The 20,386-nt window shown below is 52.2% G+C and carries 22 protein-coding genes; all 22 read left to right on the forward strand.

The genetic code is table 11. The annotated features are described in order from the left end of the window. Nucleotides 1–2 precede the first annotated feature (2 nt). The 22 genes from EDM57_RS03515 to EDM57_RS03620 all read left to right on the forward strand — a co-directional run bounded on the left by EDM57_RS03515 (nucleotide 3) and on the right by EDM57_RS03620 (nucleotide 20,324). The gene (locus EDM57_RS03515) at nucleotides 3–869 is read left to right on the forward strand and encodes a MinD/ParA family protein (RefSeq protein WP_122903390.1); all 867 of its coding nucleotides are present in this window, start codon (nucleotides 3–5) and stop codon (nucleotides 867–869) included. A gap of 31 nt (nucleotides 870–900) precedes the next feature. Then, complete coding sequence (locus EDM57_RS03520) at nucleotides 901–2,016, forward strand: protein-glutamate methylesterase/protein-glutamine glutaminase (RefSeq protein ID WP_122903391.1); 1,116 nt, start codon at nucleotides 901–903, stop codon at nucleotides 2,014–2,016. A gap of 20 nt (nucleotides 2,017–2,036) precedes the next feature. After that, nucleotides 2,037–4,079 carry a chemotaxis protein CheA gene (locus tag EDM57_RS03525; protein WP_122903392.1) on the forward strand — a complete coding sequence of 681 codons (2,043 nt, stop codon included), beginning with the start codon at nucleotides 2,037–2,039 and terminating at the stop codon, nucleotides 4,077–4,079. 16 nt (nucleotides 4,080–4,095) lie between these two features. Continuing rightward, nucleotides 4,096–4,572 (forward strand): chemotaxis protein CheW, encoded by a 477-nt coding sequence (locus tag EDM57_RS03530; protein WP_122903393.1) that lies wholly within the window; start codon nucleotides 4,096–4,098, stop codon nucleotides 4,570–4,572. A 5-nt stretch (nucleotides 4,573–4,577) separates the two neighbouring features. Beyond that, the gene (locus EDM57_RS03535) at nucleotides 4,578–5,204 is read left to right on the forward strand and encodes a chemotaxis protein CheC (RefSeq protein ID WP_122903394.1); all 627 of its coding nucleotides are present in this window, start codon (nucleotides 4,578–4,580) and stop codon (nucleotides 5,202–5,204) included. Beyond that, nucleotides 5,191–5,676, forward strand: coding sequence for a chemotaxis protein CheD (locus EDM57_RS03540; RefSeq protein ID WP_122903395.1), 486 nt, complete (start codon nucleotides 5,191–5,193; stop codon nucleotides 5,674–5,676). The genes EDM57_RS03535 and EDM57_RS03540 overlap by 14 nt, the downstream gene beginning before the upstream one ends. Nucleotides 5,677–5,678: 2 nt before the next feature. Further along, nucleotides 5,679–6,068 carry a hypothetical protein gene (locus EDM57_RS03545; RefSeq protein WP_122903396.1) on the forward strand — a complete coding sequence of 130 codons (390 nt, stop codon included), beginning with the start codon at nucleotides 5,679–5,681 and terminating at the stop codon, nucleotides 6,066–6,068. A gap of 16 nt (nucleotides 6,069–6,084) precedes the next feature. After that, on the forward strand, nucleotides 6,085–6,873 hold the full coding sequence (locus EDM57_RS03550; RefSeq protein WP_122903397.1) for a FliA/WhiG family RNA polymerase sigma factor: 789 nt from the start codon (nucleotides 6,085–6,087) through the stop codon (nucleotides 6,871–6,873). Between the two features lie 34 nt (nucleotides 6,874–6,907). Continuing rightward, complete coding sequence (locus EDM57_RS03555; RefSeq protein ID WP_122903398.1) at nucleotides 6,908–8,323, forward strand: flagellar assembly protein A; 1,416 nt, start codon at nucleotides 6,908–6,910, stop codon at nucleotides 8,321–8,323. Nucleotides 8,324–8,362: 39 nt separating this feature from the next. Further along, entirely contained in the window at nucleotides 8,363–8,704 is a 342-nt protein-coding gene (locus tag EDM57_RS03560) for a hypothetical protein (RefSeq protein WP_122903399.1), read from the forward strand. A 38-nt stretch (nucleotides 8,705–8,742) separates the two neighbouring features. After that, nucleotides 8,743–9,261 carry a DUF6115 domain-containing protein gene (locus tag EDM57_RS03565; RefSeq protein WP_122903400.1) on the forward strand — a complete coding sequence of 173 codons (519 nt, stop codon included), beginning with the start codon at nucleotides 8,743–8,745 and terminating at the stop codon, nucleotides 9,259–9,261. Next, complete coding sequence (locus EDM57_RS03570; RefSeq protein ID WP_122903401.1) at nucleotides 9,254–9,910, forward strand: DNA polymerase III subunit gamma/tau; 657 nt, start codon at nucleotides 9,254–9,256, stop codon at nucleotides 9,908–9,910. Before EDM57_RS03565 ends, EDM57_RS03570 begins: the two co-directional genes overlap by 8 nt. Before the next feature lie 194 nt (nucleotides 9,911–10,104). After that, the gene (gene rpsB / locus EDM57_RS03575; protein WP_122903402.1) at nucleotides 10,105–10,815 is read left to right on the forward strand and encodes a 30S ribosomal protein S2; all 711 of its coding nucleotides are present in this window, start codon (nucleotides 10,105–10,107) and stop codon (nucleotides 10,813–10,815) included. A gap of 112 nt (nucleotides 10,816–10,927) precedes the next feature. Further along, entirely contained in the window at nucleotides 10,928–11,815 is an 888-nt protein-coding gene (tsf, locus tag EDM57_RS03580) for a translation elongation factor Ts (RefSeq protein WP_122903403.1), read from the forward strand. Between the two features lie 157 nt (nucleotides 11,816–11,972). Further along, a complete protein-coding gene (gene pyrH, locus EDM57_RS03585; RefSeq protein WP_122903404.1) occupies nucleotides 11,973–12,695 on the forward strand; it encodes a UMP kinase in 723 nt (240 codons plus the stop codon). Between the two features lie 2 nt (nucleotides 12,696–12,697). Then, nucleotides 12,698–13,255, forward strand: coding sequence for a ribosome recycling factor (gene frr / locus EDM57_RS03590; protein ID WP_122903405.1), 558 nt, complete (start codon nucleotides 12,698–12,700; stop codon nucleotides 13,253–13,255). Nucleotides 13,256–13,323: 68 nt separating this feature from the next. Next, nucleotides 13,324–14,094, forward strand: coding sequence for an undecaprenyl pyrophosphate synthase (locus EDM57_RS03595; protein ID WP_122903406.1), 771 nt, complete (start codon nucleotides 13,324–13,326; stop codon nucleotides 14,092–14,094). A gap of 17 nt (nucleotides 14,095–14,111) precedes the next feature. After that, nucleotides 14,112–14,897 carry a phosphatidate cytidylyltransferase gene (locus EDM57_RS03600; RefSeq protein WP_122903407.1) on the forward strand — a complete coding sequence of 262 codons (786 nt, stop codon included), beginning with the start codon at nucleotides 14,112–14,114 and terminating at the stop codon, nucleotides 14,895–14,897. A 39-nt stretch (nucleotides 14,898–14,936) separates the two neighbouring features. Continuing rightward, nucleotides 14,937–16,085: a 1-deoxy-D-xylulose-5-phosphate reductoisomerase gene (locus EDM57_RS03605; protein WP_122903408.1), complete on the forward strand. Its 1,149-nt coding sequence runs from the start codon at nucleotides 14,937–14,939 to the stop codon at nucleotides 16,083–16,085. A gap of 42 nt (nucleotides 16,086–16,127) precedes the next feature. Continuing rightward, nucleotides 16,128–17,399 carry an RIP metalloprotease RseP gene (rseP, locus tag EDM57_RS03610; RefSeq protein WP_122903409.1) on the forward strand — a complete coding sequence of 424 codons (1,272 nt, stop codon included), beginning with the start codon at nucleotides 16,128–16,130 and terminating at the stop codon, nucleotides 17,397–17,399. A gap of 50 nt (nucleotides 17,400–17,449) precedes the next feature. Beyond that, on the forward strand, nucleotides 17,450–18,532 hold the full coding sequence (ispG, locus tag EDM57_RS03615) for a flavodoxin-dependent (E)-4-hydroxy-3-methylbut-2-enyl-diphosphate synthase (protein ID WP_122903410.1): 1,083 nt from the start codon (nucleotides 17,450–17,452) through the stop codon (nucleotides 18,530–18,532). Nucleotides 18,533–18,575: 43 nt separating this feature from the next. Continuing rightward, nucleotides 18,576–20,324 (forward strand): proline--tRNA ligase, encoded by a 1,749-nt coding sequence (locus tag EDM57_RS03620; protein ID WP_148039089.1) that lies wholly within the window; start codon nucleotides 18,576–18,578, stop codon nucleotides 20,322–20,324. Nucleotides 20,325–20,386 lie beyond the last annotated feature (62 nt).

The following is a 20,386-nucleotide window of genomic DNA, read 5'->3' on the forward strand; positions in this document are numbered from 1 at the left end:
AGATGAGAGACCAGGCAGAACAACTTCGAGTGCGCATGCAGCAATCCGGTACAAGTGAAAAAACGACCCGGCTGGTAACAGTGACCAGCGGGAAAGGTGGGGTTGGCAAATCCAATTTCAGCTTGAATTTTGGGCTTGGATTGCTCGAACGGGGACACAAAGCGGTATTGTTCGACGTGGATTTGGGCCTTGCCAACCTGGATGTCTTGATGGGGATTACGCCGAAAAAGCATCTGTTCCACTTGCTTGAGCCGGACACGGATGTCTGGGAAATCATCGAGCGCGGGCCCGGAGGACTGGAGTTCATTGCAGGCGGATCCGGATTTACCCAGATCATGCAACTGGACGAGTTCAAGCTGGATCGGCTGTTTTCCCGCCTGAATCCGTTGCAAGGCTATGCGGATACGATCATTTTTGATACGGGAGCAGGCTTTTCGAAGGAATCGATGCGCTTCATGCTTTCCTCAGATGAAGTTATCCTGGTGACAACGCCGGAGCCGCCCGCGATTACGGATGCCTACGCTGTCATTAAGATGCTCCACGCTCGCAACCCTGCAATCGTGATCCGCCTGGTCATCAACCGCGTCTCTTCGGAAAAAGAAGGCAGGATGACGGCAGACAAGCTGGCGATGGTTGCCAAGCGATTTTTGGACATGGATATCCAGTCGCTCGGATATGTTTCTGACGATCCCCACGTATCAAAGGCAGTGAAGCAGCAGCGTCCCTTTCTCCTTACATATCCGCAATCGCAAGCAGCAAAAAGCATTCGGAATCTGGTGGATCGCTACCTGGACACACCAACCGCTACAGATGCAAAGACGAGCGGACTGAAAGGTTTTCTTGCGAGGCTGAAACATTTCATACGATAAGGCAAACAGCTAGGAAGGGAGTGACATTCGATTGAGCAAAATTCGAGTTCTGGTCACTGATGATTCAGCATTCATGCGGAAAGTTATTGGCGATATTTTATCGGGTGATCCCGAAATTGAAGTAATTGATCGAGCGAAAAATGGACTCGAATGTGTCGAAAAGTGCAAACAACTCAGTCCGGATGTCCTCACGCTGGACATCGAGATGCCGGTCATGAACGGCCTCGAAGCATTGGAAAAGATCATGGCAGACTGTCCGTTGCCAGTGGTTATGCTGAGCAGCCTGACACGTGAGGGAGCAGACGCAACGATCCAGGCTTTGGAACTGGGAGCCTTTGACTTTATTACGAAGCCGTCAGGGCCGATTTCCCTTGATATTCACAAAGTTGCGGATCGGCTGGTCGAGCGGGTCAAAGCGGCTGCCTCGGCGAAGGGACGCATCCGCCGGACACTGCGGCCGAGCAGACCTTCCGCACCAGAACCAATGCGGCCAAGCCCGGCTTCTGTCACCGCCACGCTGCGAACGACACAATCGCCTGTACCAAAAGCTTTGCCGCGATTTCCAAGCAGTGGAAAGGCGAGGCTGGTCGTGCTGGGAACGTCGACAGGCGGTCCGAAGGCTCTGCAACAGGTACTGACGCCAATCCCTGCCAGCTTCCCCGCGCCGATTGCGATTGTCCAGCACATGCCGGCCGGTTTTACGAAGTCGCTGGCGCAAAGGCTCGATTCCTTGTGCCACATACGGGTGACGGAAGTAACAGACGGGGAATGGCTGGAGCCCGGCACTGCCTATATTGCACCAGGCGGGTATCACTTTGAAGTGCACCAGGTCAACGGAAAACTGCAGGCCCACCTGCATCAGCAAGAGCCGCGGGGAGGTCACAGACCTTCGGTAGATGTCCTTTTTGAATCCGCCAGTCGATTGACAAATGTAGACAAATGGGCAATTATCATGACAGGCATGGGAAATGATGGGACCAAAGGTCTAAAGCAGATGAAGGAGCTTGGACCTGTTACCAGTATTGTCGAAGACGAGTCGAGTTGTGTCGTTTTCGGGATGCCACGAGCGGCTATCCAGGCGGGAGTGGCAGATCATGTGGCCCCATTGGAAAAAATTCCAGAGCTGTTGTGCAATCTCTTGCATTGATTTTGGGAGGTGGATCACCGATGGATATGAATCAGTATTTGGACATGTTTATTGAGGAAGCAAAAGAACACCTGCAAGCAATCAACGCCAACCTGTTGCTGTTGGAAAGTGATCCGGGAAACATTGGGCACGTCAAGGAAATTTTCCGCTCCGCGCACACCTTGAAAGGGATGTCCGCAACCATGGGCTTCGAAGATATGGCCAACCTGACTCACGAAGCGGAAAACGTGCTCGATCTGATTCGTAACCAGAAGTTGACAATCACCAGTGACATCATGGATGTCATCTTTCAAAGCGTGGATCTGATCGAAAGCATGGTGATCGATATCACAGAAGGCGGGGATGGATCAGCCGACGTATCGGTTCCGGTGAAAAAGCTGAGAGCGATTGTGGCTGGCGATTTTTCCGCCGAACAGGAAGTAGCTGCGGCTGCCGTAGCGGAAGAGGAAGCCGTTGAGGCGGAAAAAGCGGAAGGAACGCCTGCCCAGGAGCACGATCTGGACGACTACGCGCTGATGGTGCTGGAGCAGTCCAAGGAGCTTGGCAACAACGTCGTGTGGATTCAGGTCACGCTGAATGAGAATTGCCTGCTGAAAGCGGCGCGTGCCTACATGGTATTTGACCAGTTGGAGTCGATGGGGGAAATCATCAAGACAAAGCCGTCGGTTGAAGATATTGAAAACGAGCGCTTCGAGCTGTCTTTTGAATTGGCCTACGTCACCATGCAATCTGTCGAGAAAGTCCGCAGCGCGATTCTCAACATTTCGGAAATACAAGATGTTACGATTGAACCGATTCAACTGAAAAAACAAGCGCCGCCAGCTCCAGCAGTGGCGGAAACGGCAGCTCCCGCAGAGGAGAAAAAAGCCCCAAGCAATGCTCAGGCAACCCCTGCCAAGAAAACGACGGCTGGCGGAAAAACGATTCGCGTAGACATCGACCGTCTGGACATTTTGATGAACCTGTTCAGCGAGCTGGTAATCGACCGCGGACGTCTGGAGCAGTTGGCACGCGAGATCGGCAATGGCGAGCTGCAGGAAACAGTCGAGCATATGAACCGCATCAGCGGAGATTTGCAAAATATCATCCTGACGATGCGCATGGTCCCAGTGGAGCAAGTCTTCAACCGCTTCCCGCGCATGATCCGCGATTTGCAAAAAGAACTACATAAGAAAGTAAATCTGGAAATCATCGGGGCGGAAACAGAGCTGGATCGCACCGTTATCGATGAGATCGGGGACCCGCTCAATCACCTGCTGCGCAACTCGCTCGACCACGGGATCGAATCGCCTGAAGATCGGAAAAGGGCAGGCAAGCCGGAGGAAGGAACGATCGTCCTGCGCGCGTTCCACAGCGGCAACCATGTCTTTATCGAAGTGAAAGACGACGGCGCGGGCATCAACAAGGAAAAAGTGCTGAAAAAAGCGATTGAACGGGGCATTGTCAATCCAGCCAACGCAGACAGCATGTCGGACAAGCAGATTCACGAGCTTTTGTTCGCCGCTGGATTCAGTACCGCTGAAGTGGTCTCGGATATTTCCGGCCGCGGCGTAGGACTGGATGTCGTCAAATCCAAGATCGAATCGCTTGGCGGTAGTGTCAGTGTAGAATCTGTTCGCGGCCAGGGAACGACCTTCCTGATTCAGCTCCCGCTGACGCTCTCGATCATTTCCGCCATGCTCGTGCAGGTAAACGACGAGAAGTACGCGGTGCCGCTTTCCTCGATTATTGAAACGGCGGTGTTCAAGAAAGACCAGATCATGATGGCTCATCGCCAGAAAGTGATCGACTTCAGGGGACGCGTTGTTCCGCTCGTTTCGCTGCAGGACATTTTCCAGGTACCGGACAACGGGGCGGAAAAAGACGATGATGTATCGGTAGTCATCGTTCGCAAAGGAGAAAAAATGGCCGGACTTGTTGTGGATTCGTTTATCGGCCAGCAGGAAATCGTCCTCAAATCGCTTGGCAAGTATCTGGTCAACGTCTTTGCCATTTCGGGTGCAACGATCCTGGGAGACGGACAAGTCGCTCTCATCATTGATTGCAACGCACTGATTAAGTAGAGGGAGGGGCAGCCACATGCTCGATCAAAAAGAAATCGTAAGCGAAGTCAAAGTGATTGTGTTTCGGTTGAAGGATGAAGAGTACGGGGTAGAAGTCAATCAGGTGAAATCCATCGAGAAGCTGGAGCACATCACCCGTGTTCCACGCACGCCCCAGTTCGTCAAAGGGGTTATCAACCTGCGCGGAGTGGTCACGCCGATCATTGATCTTCGCAATCGGTTCGGGTTGGAAGAAAGTCTCTATTCCGAATCGACCCGCATCATTATCGTTGCAGTTGGCGAAGTGGAAGTCGGCTTGATTGTGGACGCGGCCAACGATGTCATCGACATTCCGGTCAATGCGATTGAGCCGCCGCCAGAGGTTGTGGGTGGCGTTGAAGCTGCTTACCTGCGCGGAGTAGCGAAGCTGGACAAACGACTTTTGATTTTGTTGAATCTCGATAAAGTATTGAGCACAGAGGAAATTAAACAGCTGGACTCAATTGAGGGGTAAAAAAGATGGCCTATTTCACAAAGTTTGGAGACTTCCAATTTGATGTTCTGCGGGAAATCGGGAACATCGGTGCTGGGCATGCCGCAACGGCTCTCTCCAAGCTGATGCAAAAAGAGATCGACATGAAAGTGCCGCAAGTCAACATCATTCCGTTTGACAAGGTGGCCGATTGTGTCGGTGGCGCTGAAGCGGTTGTCGTTACCGTCTTTTTACGAGTGGAAGGCGATTGTCCTGGAAGTATGTTTTTCATTCTCGATCTGGATTCGGCAAGACATCTGCTGGAACAAATCACGGGGATCAACAAGGATGTTTACGAATGGGAAGAGCTGGAAGTTTCAGCTCTTCACGAGATCGGCAATATTTTGACTGGGTCCTATCTCTCCTCACTGGCAGATTTCACACAGCTCAACCTGCAGCCTTCGGTACCTGCACTCGCTGTGGATATGGCTGGAGCGATTCTCAGCTACGGATTAATAGCGTTGGGTCAAGTGGGTGACTTTGCTCTCACGATTGACACCGCCTTTTTTGAAGGCAACGAAAAAGTCAAGGGGAACTTTTTCCTTATTCCTGATCCTGAATCGCTTCCTATTCTATTTCGTTCATTAGGGGTTCCGTTCGATGGAGATAATTAAGATAGGTATGGCTGACCTCGGTGTAGCAAAGTCGCCGAGCAAGCTACGAACCACGGGTCTAGGATCTTGCGTAGGGGTTGTTCTCTACGATCACATCCATAAAATTGCAGGCATGGCACATGTTATGCTTCCGGAGTCCTCACTTGCGAAAAGCGGGGAGGTGACGATCGGGAAGTATGCGGACACAGCAATTCCCCATCTGATTGACTTGATGGAAAAGGCTGGTGCCCAAACCCGGAATATCGTCGCCAAAATAGCGGGCGGAGCACAGATGTTCGCCTTTTTGGGAAACAGTGATACCATGCGGATCGGACCGAGAAATGTCGAGGCCTGCAAACAGGCTCTCAAAGAAGCTAACATTCGAATCGTGGCAGAAGATACAGGGGGAAACTGCGGTCGGACGATAGAGATGGATGCTGCCAATGGGGTTCTTCAAATCCGTACGGTAAATCAAGGTGTGAAGGAAGTATAAGAATGTTGGGAACCATTTGGATAAATGCAGGCATGGGGCTGGTCGCTTTTGTCATCACTTTTTGTACGGCACTTTTGAGCAATGTCTGGCTGGTCTCCTTGGAGCGGGCGGCCATTGCTCTGGTCGTATTTTTCCTTGCAGCTTTTCCGATCCGTTTTGTTCTGGCACTCGTCACACAGACACCAGTGCCGTCCGTGACAGCAGAAGGAGCAGAGGAGGCAAGTGTTCCTCTGGATGAAGCCGGGACAGAGGCGAAGTCCACAGATCAAACGGTTGAGACAGTGGCAGACGAAGCATTTTCTCCGCTCTCCTTCACCAAGTTGGAGACGGTACCTCCTATTGAGAATCCAGCAACCGTTGCAGAGGTCGTTAGGCGCTTAACAGATGAGTAAAGGTTGGTGACTATTCGTGGCACGGCTAACCAGTCAGGAAAAAGCAAAAGAGTTCGATAAATGGGTCATGTGGAAGCAAGAGGGCAGTCGCGAGGCGGAAGTTGATCTCATCACCAAGTTTTTGCCGCTGGTGGACAAGGTGGCAAATCGGCTGGCGATCAATCTGCCGGCCAACGTGGACAAGGATGACTTAATCAGCTACGGACGATTTGGGTTGCTGGATGCTTTGGCCAAATTCGATCATACGCGGGGACTGCAATTCGAGACATATGCCATGTGGCGCATTCGTGGAGCCATGATTGACGGCTTGCGTGAAAATGACTGGATCCCTCGCACTGTTCGGGACAAGGCCAAAAAAATCGAAGAAGCGTACACCACCTTGGAACAAAAAATGCTGCGAATGCCAACCGATCTGGAAGTTTCCGAATATCTCGGAATAAGCGAAAAAGAACTGCAGCAGGTGTTTTTGGAAACCTCTTTGGCCAGCATGGTTTCCATTGACGAGGCAGTAGGGGAAGAGGACGAGCAGAAGACCGCAAGACATTCCTACATCGTGGATGAGTTGACTCCACGGCCGGAAACGGTAGCAGAAGTCGGCAGTTTGAAAGAAGTGCTGGTCGGTGCAATCGACAAGCTTCCGGAGAAGGAAAGACTCGTTGTCTCCCTGTTTTACTTCGAGGAGATGACGCTGTCCGAAATCGCTGAAATCATGAGCTTGTCACCTTCACGGATCTCGCAGCTTCATTCAAAGGCTCTTTTTCGACTTCGTTCCGCCTTGTCGAGATGGAAGTCGCAATTGATGTAAACGCATTGTACCCAAGCTTGAGAGGGGAGAAGGTATGGAAGGGATCGAGAATTACAGTTTAGAGGTCAAGCTTTCAGCAGATAAACTGGAGGCAGAAATCGTGCTGAAAGTCGATGAAGAAGACCTCGACAACATCGTGCTCAGGGAAGAGGACGTCTATAGCGCACTGCAAACAAACCAAGTGAAGGTGGGCATTCTCGATGATGTCGTGCGGGATCTATGCGCATTCCCCAGGAAGTTCGCAAACGCCCGCATCACGATTGCGCGAGGGGTGGCTCCGGTTGACGGAACCGACGCCTTTATCGAGTACCCTTATTTAGCAAATGTTTCCAATGAAGGCGGGCCAAAAGAACTGGAAGATGGTCGAGTCGATTATTATAATATAACCAGCATACCGAATGTCGCCAAAGGACAGCTCTTGGCCCGCAAAATCCCGGCTACCCCTGGAACACCGGGGACGGCAGTTACCGGAGAGCCCATCGCTCCCAAAGCAGGAAAGGAAATCCACATCAAGCCCGGCAAAAACGTCGTGCACAACCAGGAGCGTACGCTTGTCTACGCTGCCATTGATGGACAGGTTTCCTTTACCGAGCAGGACAAACTGAATGTTTTTCCTGTCTATGATGTAAATGGGGATGTTGATTTTGGTGTCGGCAACATTGACTTTGTGGGAACGGTGGTCATTCGCGGGAACGTATTGAATGGATTTCGGGTCAAGGCATCCGGCGACATCCGCGTGCTGGGGAGCGTAGAAGGTGCCGAACTGTACGCGGGCGGATCGATTGAGATTAAAAGTGGCATCGTAGCCCAAGACAAAGGCATGATTGTCGCCGGACATGATATTCGTACATCGTTCATTCAGAATGCGAATGTGTCCGCCGGCAACGAGGTGATCGTGTCGCAAAGCATCATGTTTTCCAACGTGCGGGCAGGAAAGCAAATCATTTGCAATGGCCCGAAAGGCATTATCATCGGGGGAGTTCTGCAGGCGGGAGAAAAAATTGCCGCCCGGGTGTTTGGCAACAACAGGGCAACGCCTACCATTTTGGAGGTAGGGGTGAAGCCGGAGCTGCGGCAGGAGCTTGCCAACATTCAAAAAGATTTGCAAAATGTGTACGAAAATTTACGCAAAACGGATCAAGGGCTTGGTGTCATCAATCAAATTTTGCATACGGGCAAGGAGCTTACACCTGAGAAGCGGCTCATGCAAATCAAGCTGACCAATACACGACTCGTCCTGGAAAAGGAATGCAAACAGCTTGAAGCGCGCAAGAAGGATTTGGAAAACGAGCTGAAAGGGGAAACCCCCGCCGCCGTAGAGGCGTACCATGTCATGTACCCGGGAATCAAGATGACATTCGGCAAGCTCGTTCATTTCGTCAAGCACGAGTACGCCCGGACGCGATTTATCGTCCTTGATGGGGAAATCAGTACCGCAACACTCATCTAAATGCCAAAATCCTGATGGCGAGGAAGGGAGTTGGGCTGTATGAGTTTGAAAGCGGTTGAATTGCAGGTAGCGCTGCCACGAACGCTGGAAGTCAGCCGGATTCAGGAGCACCAGCAACAACGCTCCATGCACGAAGCCCAGGCGATGATCGATCAGCGCAAAGATTTGGACGCGCATATGCGGCAACGTCCGACGAACGTCGACGAAACGCAAAAAAACCAAATTCGCGAGAGGGAGCAGGAACAGCGGCAGAGGCAGGATGAGCAAGCGCACAGCGGGCCTGCCGAAGCAAAGAACGATGCAGCAAGTGAGCAAAGCTCCCCTTCCTCTGTCTCCATGCGAGATCCCATGCGCGGACGCTTTATTGACATATCCCTATAACAGGAACAAAAGACAAGCCAGAACTAAAGGTGACCAACATGGACCAAGTGTATCTCATCCTCATCGGAACAGGAATCATCATGATGCTGCTTGCCTTTTTTCTTCAGAAAAAGACGCCGGATGATGCTGTCGCCCTATCGACACAGCGACAGACAGACAAGGCAGAAACGGAAAAAAGCCTGCAACGGTTAAGCAAGCAGTTCAAGCAGGAAATCGCCCTTCTTTCTGCCGAATGGCAAGAAACAAGGGCTGATTTGCTTTACGAAATCGACTTTTTGAAAAAGAAAGTCGAGCAACTGGAGCAACAATGGAACGAACGAGCGGCCCAAGCACAAACGGCCGTCTCTGCCGAGCAGAAGCAACCAACAGGCGCACTGCCTGCAGAAGAGGATGTCGATATGCTGGCGCTGCGCGAGCGCTATCGCCGCGTGTTTGAGCTGAGCCGGGAAGGGCTCTCTCCTGACGAGATTGCCAAACGACTGGGCGCAGGCCGCGGGGAAATCGACCTCATTTTCACGCTGGCGCAAAAAAACGAGCGAGGTCTTGCCGATGCGTAAACGTGAATTGTTATTTGGATTCGGAGCAGGCCTGGTTGTGGCAGCCTCTCTCATCGGCCTGACCGCACCGAAAAGCGCGGCGCCACAGGCAGCACTTACAGAGGAAGAAATCAAGCAGGCGGCAACCCAACTGCAAATGGTCGTGCTCACACCGGAAGAATACAAGCAATGGCAGGAAGAAAAAAAGGTCAACGTACAGCCGGCACCAAGCGCCCCAAAATCTCCGACAGCGCCTGAACTGCAGCAGACGAAGGCACCGGTGACCGCGCAGCCAAAAACACCCGTGTCAAGCGAAGCAAAACCTCCCAGCGTCGAGAGTGTGGCCCAGCCATCTTCTGCTCTGGAGGCGTCCAGCCAAAGCGCCACGCCAGCAACAGCGCCAACCAAGACTGCAACCCCACAACCGCCTGCTGTGGAGGCACCTGTAGCGAAGAAAACCGTTTCCTTCACCGTGCCTTACAAGGCGACGGCAGAAGGGGTTGCGGCTACCCTTGTAAAAGAAGGAATCCTGCCGGAAAACAACAAGTTGGTGGAGCAACTGCGCTCGATGGACAAGCTGAACCGCATCCGGGTAGGGACTTACCAGGTTTCGGTACCTATTTCGGAGGAAGAGATTGCCAAGCTCATCACGACACCGCCGAAAAAGTAAGGCGGTATTTTTTTTGCAAAAATATTGGAATTGGTTTGTTGCAATTGAAACACCCATATGATATATTCATTTACGGTGTTGAAATCGCACGTCCACCAATTCCGGCAATGGTGCTGCCACTGGCAGAATTGCTTGGAACATGCGGTGTGGCGGAGGTAGGCATCAAAAAACCACTTTTGAAGGAGGTGTGAAATATGGCAGTAATTTCGATGAAACAACTGCTCGAGGCTGGTGTACACTTCGGTCACCAAACTCGCCGTTGGAACCCGAAAATGGCTCGCTATATCTTCACCGAACGTAACGGAATCTACATTATCGACCTGCAAAAAACTGTGAAAAAAGTAGAGGAAGCGTACAACTTCGTACGTGAACTCGCTCAAGAAGGCGGAAAAGTGCTCTTCGTAGGTACGAAGAAACAAGCACAAGAATCCGTTAAAGAAGAAGCTGAACGCACAGGTCACTACTACATCAACCAACGCTGGTTGGGTGGTACCTTGACAAACTTCACAACGATCAAAAAGCGTACCGCTCGCCTCGCTGAGCTGAAACGCATGGAAAACGACGGTACTTTCGACGTACTGCCTAAGAAAGAAGTTATCGTTCTGCGCAAAGAAATGGAACGTCTGGAAAAATTCCTTGGCGGTATCGCTAACATGGATAAATTGCCAGATGCTCTGTTTGTCATCGATCCTCGCAAGGAGCGCATCGCTGTAGCAGAAGCTCGCAAATTGGGTATCCCAATCGTTGCAATCGTAGATACTAACTGCGATCCAGATGAGATCGACTACGTGATCCCAGGTAACGATGACGCAATTCGCGCTGTGAAACTGCTCACTGCAAAAATGGCGGACGCTCTCTTGGAAGGAAACCAAGGAACAGAGCAAGAAGCCACAACAACTGCGTAAGCAAGTGTGTAAAAGGGTGGACTGAGGGTGTCAGAGCCCCCGTCCATCCTTTTTTTCTTCAAAAGGCATTGGTAATTTGTAGATCGTAACTTTCCAAGGAGGTTTCACTTACATGGCAATTAGTGCACAAGCGGTTAAAGAACTGCGCGAGCGTACAGGCGCAGGTATGATGGATTGCAAACGCGCGCTGGAAGAAACAGCGGGCGACATGGAAAAAGCAATTGACCTGCTCCGTGAGCGCGGTATCGCAAAAGCAGCGAAAAAATCCAGCCGTATCGCAGCAGAAGGTTTGACAGCTACAGCGGTTGCCGGCAACGTGGCAGCAGTAGTGGAAGTTAACTGCGAAACAGACTTCGTTGCGAAAAACCCTGAGTTCCAAGCACTCGTAAAAGACATCGCTGAGCACGTTGTATCCCAACGTCCTGCAACTGTAGAGGAAGCGCTGGAGCAACCGTTCAAAGGTGCTGGCGACACGCTGGCACAAGTTATCAATGAAAAAATCGCGACAATCGGGGAAAACATCACCTTCCGTCGTTTTGTTGTATCCGAGAAATCCGATAACGGCGTATTCGGTACTTACCTGCACATGGGCGGTAAAATCGGCGTGCTGGTAACACTCGAAGGCACACAAAACGAAGCACTGGCAAGAGATCTCGGTATGCACGCTGCTGCTGCAAACCCTCGCTTCGCTAACCGTGAAGAGGTTTCCCAAGACGAGATCAATCGCGAGCGCGAAGTTCTGAAAAACCAAGCACTGGCTGAAGGCAAGCCTGCCAATATCGTGGAGAAAATGGTCGAAGGCCGCCTCTCCAAATTCTTTGAAGAATACGTAATGGTTGAGCAACCATTCGTAAAAGACCCTGACAAGAAAGTATCTGCCCTGTTGAAAGAAGCAGGTGCTACCTTGAAAGAATTCGCTCGCTTCCAAGTCGGCGAAGGCATCGAGAAGAAACAAGAAGACTTCGCAGCCGAAGTAATGGCTCAAGTGAATAAGCAGTAATAAAGGAATAGGGAACACCTTCGTGTTCCCTATTTTCAAAGCGAGAGTTTCACTACATGTGAAACTCTCCTGCACGTAAAAAGCAAGTGTGCCGAAGCTTTTCAGAAGGAATGCAGTCAAGGCACAGAGAATGATTCATGAATGGAGGCCGTTTCACATGCCACTTCCTGCCTATAAACGTGTTGTGTTAAAGTTGAGTGGGGAAGCACTGGCGGGGGACCTTGGGTACGGAATCGACCCGAAGGTGATTTTCTCCGTAGCAAACCAGATCAAGGAAATCGTAGAATTGGGAGTACAAGTCGCCGTAGTCGTCGGTGGAGGCAACATTTGGCGCGGACTTTCCGGAAGCTCAAAAGGAATGGATCGGGCTACTGCCGACTACATGGGGATGTTGGCCACGATTATGAACTCCCTCGCCCTGCAGGATGGGCTGGAAAAAGTGAACGTCCCGACTCGTGTCCAAACCTCGATTGAGATGCGACAAGTGGCCGAGCCATACATACGCCGACGCGCCATTCGCCATCTGGAGAAAATGCGCGTAGTCATTTTCGCTGCCGGAACGGGCAACCCTTATTTTTCTACAGATACGACGGCTGCCCTGCGTGCTGCTGAGATCGAAGCAGAAGTCATTTTGATGGCGAAAAACAAGGTCGACGGGGTCTATTCCGCTGACCCTAGCCTGGACCCGAATGCGCAGAAGTACGATCAACTGACATTCCTGGAAGTCCTCAACAAAGGACTGGGGGTTATGGATTCGACCGCATCGAGCTTGTGCATGGATAACAGCATCCCACTCATCGTGTTTAACATTTCCGAAGAAGGCAATATTCGCCGGGCAGTAATGGGCGAGAAAATCGGTACTCTAGTGAAGGGGGAATAATCATGCCACAAACAGTGCTCAAAGACATGGAAGATCGTATGAATAAAGCGATCCTCGCTTTGAAAAAAGACTTGTCCAGCCTCCGTGCAGGCCGGGCGAACCCAGCGATGCTCGACCGCGTGCTGGTGGACTACTACGGTTCGCCTACACCGATCAGCCAACTCGCGAACATCAGCGTTCCTGAGCCGCGCATGCTGACGATCCAGCCGTGGGACAAAAGCGCACTGAAGGAAATCGACCGTGCGCTGCAACAGTCTGACCTGGGAATCTCTCCATCCAATGACGGGGTTATCATCCGTCTGGTCATTCCGCCGCTTACAGAAGAGCGCCGCAAAGAGCTCGTGAAGCTTGCCGGAAAAAGTGGCGAGGAAGCAAAGATTGCCATCCGCAACATTCGCCGTGACGCAAACGACGAGATTAAAAAGCTGGAAAAAGCAGCTACCATCTCCGAGGATGAATCCCGTCGCCATCAGGATACGATCCAAAAATCGACCGACAAGTTCATTGCGGAAATCGACAAGATCGTAAAAGAAAAAGAAAAAGACATCATGGAAGTATAATGATTAGGGCGATCCCCCTCATTTGAGGGGGATGCACGTCTATATCTCTCATTACGGGGGAACACTTTATGTTAGAACATCTGGCGCGCAAATGGAGCCGCAAGGAAAAACAATCGGTACCAGCCGAGTTGGATCGTTCCGGAAAAATCCCGCAGCATGTCGCGGTGATTATGGACGGCAACGGTCGTTGGGCCAACATGCGCAATTTACCCCGGGTCGCCGGGCATCGAGCAGGCATGAAAACGGTAAAGGAAGTCGTAAAAGCTGCTGACGAGATCGGCGTGCGCTACATGACGATGTACGCTTTTTCTACAGAAAATTGGAAGCGACCACGGGACGAGGTCGATTTTCTCATGAAGCTTCCGCAGGAATTTTTGTCGACAGAATTGGATGAATTGGTCGAACGGAACGTGCGCATCCGCATGCTCGGCAGCAAGGAAAAGCTCCCGGCGCATACGCTGAAGGCTCTGCATGAAGCAGAAGAGCGCACGTATGAAAATCAAGGCCTTCAATTGTGTTTTGCCTTGAATTACGGAGGCCGCGACGAGATCGTCAAGGCGTTTTCCGTGTTGGCATCGAAAGTAAAAGCGGGAGAACTCGATCCGGAAGCTCTGGATGAAGAAGCGGTTTCCCGTTATCTGTATACAAGCGATATTCCGGACCCTGACCTCTTGATACGCACCAGTGGAGAGATTCGCTTGAGTAACTTTATGCTTTGGCAATTGGCTTACACAGAATTGTGGTTTACGGATGTGCTTTGGCCTGATTTTACCCGTGAACACTTTTATCAAGCGATTGTGGAATACCAAGGCCGAGCTCGTCGCTACGGGGCGGTATAGCCGAGAGGTGGAATCAGTTGAAGCAACGAATCTTAACAGGCCTGATTGGTGGAGCAGCTTTTCTGTTTCTTATCTACCTGGGTGGAGCCTGGTACTCACTATTGGTGTTTTTGCTGGCCGTCATAGGCCATTTTGAATTTATGCGGATGGCTGGCATTCGGCCATTTCACGTGGCAGGGATACTCGGCTACGCGCTCGTGGTCAGCTTGCTCTGGCCGTCGCTCGCGTTTGCCGAATGGCTGGGCATCAGTATGCCGGATCTGATGCTGCCTGTCCTCCTGCTTTTGTTGATTTACTCCGTTGTGCGGAAAAATCAGTTTCACATTGAACACGTCGCCCTTACACTGGTGGGGGCGTTATACATAGGCTTCGGTTTTACATACATGGCCGCTGCCCGCAATCTGCCCGATGGACTGATGCTCACCGTGCTGGTGATCGCGGCGATCTGGTCGACGGATTCGGGAGCCTATTTTGTCGGGAAAGCAATCGGCAAGCGCAAGCTGTGGCCGGAAATCAGTCCCAATAAAACGGTCGAAGGGGCGCTGGGCGGCTTGGCATCGGCCATCCTGGTCGTCGTCGTCATCAATGCAAGCTTCGGCAGCCTGTCCTTTGACAAGGTGCTCGAAATCGCGCTGGTAGCCGGTGTTGTCGGGCAGCTGGGCGACCTGGTAGAGTCGGCGTTCAAGCGCCATTTTCACGTGAAAGATTCAGGACAGCTCATCCCCGGACACGGCGGTGTGCTGGATCGATTTGACAGTTTTTTGCTTGTCTTTCCGGTTTTGCATCTGCTAGGTATCGTCTGAAGAGCGGTGCATATAGAAGAGATATAGAGGGTGAAATCAGTGAAAAAAATAGCGCTCTTGGGTTCAACCGGCTCGATTGGAACAAGCACGCTGGAAGTGGTGGAACAGCATCCCGAAGAGTTTTCTGTCGTCGCCATGGCAGCAGGGACGAATGTGGAGCTGCTCGCCCGGCAGGTGGAAAAGTTTCGGCCAGAACTTGTCTCCGTGGGGAACGAGCAGGCGGCTGTCCAGCTTCGCGAGCGACTGGGCAGCGGATACAAACCCGAGATTGTCTGCGGTTCAGAAGGGCTTGAACTGGTTGCCCGCCATGAATCGGCCAGCATGGTCATGACCGCAGTCGTTGGCAGTGTAGGGGTCGGCCCTACACTTGCGGCGATTGAGGAAGGAAAAACGATTGGGCTTGCGAACAAGGAAACGCTGGTGAGCGCAGGGCCCGTCGTCATGAAGCGGGCGAAGGAAAAGGGCGTGGCCATCATCCCGGTCGACAGCGAGCATTCCGCTGTTTTTCAATGTATGCAGGGAGAGCGGGCAGAAGATGTGGCGCGGATCATATTGACGGCATCAGGCGGTTCTTTTCGCCATCTGAGCCGCGAGGAACTGCAGCAGGTGACGGTAGAAGAGGCGCTGGCGCACCCGAACTGGAGCATGGGCGCGAAAATTACCATTGATTCGGCTACGATGATGAACAAAGGCTTCGAGGTAATCGAAGCCCACTGGCTGTTCGATTTGCCGTACGAACAAATTGACTGCGTGCTGCATTATGAAAGTATCATCCACTCTATGGTAGAATACAAAGACCGGGCTGTCATGGCGCAGTTGGGTACTCCGGACATGAAAGTGCCGATCCAGTACGCCATGAGCTATCCTTGCAGAAAAAATTTGACTACGGAACCTCTTGATCTGGCCAAAATTGGCTCGCTTCATTTTGCTGCCATGGATTTTGAACGCTATCCTCTGCTACAATTGGCTTATGAGTGCGGGAAAGCGGGGGGCACGCATACCGCTGTCCTGAATGCAGCCAATGAAGTCGCTGTCGATCTTTTCCTGAAGGGGGCCATTTCCTTCCTCGACATCGAAAAGGTCGTCAGACGAACATGTGAGGCGCATGAAGGCGTACATAATCCCGAACTGGAAGAGATTTTTGCGGCTGATCGGTGGGCGCGCACGCATGCGCTTGCGTCCGTTTAAGAAAACTGGATGTAGACACTCCAATGAAAGGTGGCTGTTCACTTGCCTTTTCCCAACATGGATTCCGTTGAATCAATTCTCGCGATCGTCGTCGTTTTTGGTGCGCTCGTTTTCGTGCATGAGCTGGGACACTTTTTATTGGCCAAAAGAGCAGGGATACTTTGCCGCGAATTTGCGCTGGGAATGGGGCCCAAGATTTTTCGCGTGAAGCGGGGAGAGACGGAATACACCCTTCGCCTCCTGCCTATCGGGGGGATGGTCCGCATGGCAGGCGAAGACCCTGAGATGGAAATGTTGAAACCGCACATGGAAGTAAGCCTGGAGCGGGACGCATTAGGTAAGGTAACGCATTTTTTGCTGGATGGACCAGGGAACGCTTCGGCTCGGGCGATTACCGGTACGGTTGTTCGCTTTGACCTGGAAAAAGATTTGTATATCGTGCTGGATGTAGGCGGGGAAGAGCGGCAGTTTTCCGTGCATCCCCAGGCGCAGCTGGTTAAAGATGGACAAGAGGTGCAAATCGCGCCTTTGAACCGACAGTTTAAAGGCAAGACGATTTCGCAGCGCTTCTGGGCCATTTTTGCCGGGCCTTTTGCCAACTTTCTGCTGGCGTTTGTGCTGTTTATCGCGATCGGGCTATTGTACGGGGTGCCAAAAGACATTCCGTATCTGGGCGAGGTCAGAGCAAACGGTCCGGCAGCTCAGGCGGGCTTGATGCAAGGAGACAAGATTATCTCCATTCAGGGGCAGCCTGTGTCCTCCTGGAAAGAAATCGTCCAGATCATCAGCCAGTCGCCAGGCAAGGAAATGCAGTTTGAATACGAGCGAAACGGACAACGCAACACCGTTTTGGTCAAAGTAGGAAAAGACGAGAACAATGTCGGCAAAATCATGGTGACGAATCCGCTGACGTACGCACCGGGAGAAGTGCTGAAGTACGGTGCGACATCCACCTATGAATTTACGGCGATGATATTGAAGAGCTTGGGAATGCTCTTTACCGGCTCGGTAGGGCTTAACGACCTGAGCGGTCCGGTAGGGATCTTCAAGATGACCGGGGAGTTCGCCCAGCAGGGCATGGCGATTTTGATGAAATGGGCAGCCGTTCTTTCCATCAACCTGGGGCTCATCAATCTGTTGCCGCTTCCGGCCCTCGACGGCGGGCGCCTGGCGTTTATTGCAGTCGAAGCGCTGCGCGGACGTCCGGTTGATCCGCACAAAGAAGGCATGGTGCACTTTCTCGGCTTCGCCTTTTTGATGCTGCTGATTTTGGTCGTAACCTGGAACGATCTGCAACGGTTGTTCTTCCAATAACGTACTACCATGTGGAGTAGAAAAGAGACAAAATTAAAGGATGGTGCAAAATGTACAAGCGCGAGGAGACGAAACCGGTTTTTGTGGGAGACGTGCAAATCGGTGGCCAAAAAAGCGTAGTAATCCAATCAATGACGACAGCAGACACGCGTGATGTAGAGAAGACACTGGCCCAGATTCAACAGCTTCATGACGCCGGTTGCCAAATTGTCCGCCTGGCCGTCATCAATGAGGATGCAGCCCGCGCCATCAAAAAGATCAAGGAGCGTTCCCCGCTGCCGCTTGTTGCGGACATCCATTTTGACCACAAGCTGGCACTGATTGCGCTGGAGAGCGGCATTGACAAAATTCGGATCAATCCCGGAAACATCGGTTCCAGGGAAAAAACAAAGCGCGTCGTCGAAGCTTGCCGCGAGCGCAATGTGCCGATCCGCATCGGGGTAAACTCCGGTTCCGTTGAAAGAAGGCTGCTGGAAAAGTACGGCTACCCTTCACCGGAAGCGATTGTCGAGAGCGCAATGGACCACGTGGAAATTTTGGAGGACTTGAATTACGATAATATCGTCATCTCTCTGAAATCTTCCGACGTGCCGACGATGATCCAGACCTATTCGCTGATGGCGCAAAAGCGCAACTATCCGCTGCACGTAGGCGTGACAGAGGCGGGGACCCAGTTTTCCGGGGCGATCAAGTCTTCCGTCGGAATCGGGACAGTGCTGTCGATGGGCATTGGTGACACGATCCGCGTATCGCTGACGGCAGATCCGGTGGAAGAAATCAAGGTGGCGAAGCAAATTCTCCGCAGCCTCGATATTGTCAACAACGATCCTGTCGTGATTGCGTGCCCGTCGTGCGGGCGTTGTGCGATTGACTTGATTGGACTGGCGACAAAAGTAGAGGATGCGATCTCCACTTTGAAAGTTCCGCTGAAAGTAGCCGTCATGGGCTGCGCGGTAAACGGGCCGGGTGAAGCGCGCGAAGCGGATGTCGGCGTTGCGGGCGGTAACGGCGAAGGACTGATTTTCCGCAATGGTGTCATTGTTCGGAAAGTGAAAGAAGATGAACTGTTCGAAGAATTGATGAAAGAAATTAACGAAATGGTCAACGAGAAAAACCCTACCAAGGTAGGCTGATCGTCGTTGATTGCTGACGAGGCATAAGGAGGACACGCACGTGTTGAAGCAAAGTCAAATGTTGATTCCTACCTTGCGGGAAGTGCCTGCGGATGCGGAGATTGCCAGCCATAAGCTGCTGCTCCGCGCCGGCATGGCCCGCCAACTGGCTTCCGGAATTTATACGTACCTGCCATTGGCGCTTCGTACCCTGCACAAAATCCAGGCCATTGTGCGTGAAGAGATGAACAAGGCAGGAGCTCAGGAGCTGTTGATGCCAGCCATGCAGCCTGCCGAGCTGTGGCATCAGACGGGCCGCTGGGATGTGTACGGTCCTGAGCTTGTGCGTCTGCGCGACCGTCACGACCGCTCCTTTGCGCTCGGCCCCACTCACGAGGAAGTCATTACCAGCCTGGTTCGGGACGAGATCAACTCGTACAAAAAGCTCCCGATCAACCTGTATCAAATCCAGACGAAGTTTCGCGATGAAGTGCGTCCGCGCTTCGGCCTGATCCGTTGCCGCGAGTTTATCATGAAGGACGCGTATTCGTTTGATACGACCCAGGAAGGACTGGATCGCAACTTCCAGGCGATGTACGACGCCTACACGAACATTTTCACCCGTGTCGGCCTGAATTTCCGCGCGGTTGAAGCCGACGCAGGCGCGATTGGCGGAAAAGGCACGTACGAGTTCATGGCGTTGTGTGAGATCGGCGAGGACACGATTGCGTACTCCGAGGAAGGCGACTATGCAGCCAACCTGGAAAAAGCGGAAGTCGTGTACAAGCCATCGGAGAAGCCCGCTGTAGAAGCGCCAGCCCGTGAAAAAGTACATACGCCGGGGATTAAAACAATCGATCAGCTCGTCGAGTTTTTGAACGTCGAAGCGAAGCAAATCATCAAGAGCCTCATTTACCGCGTCGACGACAAGCTGGTGATGGTGCTTGTGCGCGGAGACCACGAGCTGAATGAAGTGAAGCTGAAAAACTTGTACGATGCGACAACAGTTGGTCTGGCATCCGAAGCGGAGATCGTTTCCGTGACAGGAGCGCCTGCCGGATTTGTCGGGCCTGTCGGCATTGATGGCGAAAAAGTGGAAATCATCGCGGACAACTACGTGCAGGATGTATATGACGGCATCGTGGGCGCAAATGAGACCGACTACCATCTGGCTCACGTTGTGCCAGGGCGTGATTTTGCCGTTTCCCGTTTTGCTGACCTGCGCAACATTACCGAAGGCGACCAATGCCCGCGTACAGGCGGGGCAATCAAGTTTGCACGCGGGGTCGAAGTTGGCCATGTGTTCAAGCTTGGTACGAAATACTCGCAAGCGATGGGAGCAACCTATCTGGATGAGAACGGCCGCAGCCAGCCGATGATTATGGGGTGCTACGGAATCGGCGTATCCCGGACGATTGCCGCTGTCATTGAGCAAAACAACGACGAGAATGGGATCATTTGGCCTGTCGCTGTCGCTCCTTTCCATGTACATGTAATCCCGGTCAATGTTAAAGTAGAGGAGCAGCGCCAAATCAGCGAACAAATTTCCGAGGCTTTGCAAAAAGCAGGCGTGGAAGTTTTGTTCGATGATCGCCCTGAGCGGGCCGGCGTGAAGTTCAAGGATGCTGACCTGATCGGTTTGCCGCTGCGTATTACCGTATCGGACAAAGCAGCGCAAGAGGGCACCGTCGAAGTTCGCGTTCGCAAAACCGGGGAAACGGTGAACGTGAAGGTGGCCGACCTCGTATCCGAAGTGAAAACGATGCTTGCTCGTGTAGACCATACCGGGGCAGCCCTGTTCGGCAACGAGTAACGTGCAGGATTGAAGAAAGATTTTGTCGAATTTTACGGGGTACTCCCCTGGACACAACGGGA

The organism is Brevibacillus gelatini (genome assembly GCF_003710935.1).
Classification (GTDB): domain Bacteria; phylum Bacillota; class Bacilli; order Brevibacillales; family Brevibacillaceae; genus Brevibacillus; species Brevibacillus gelatini.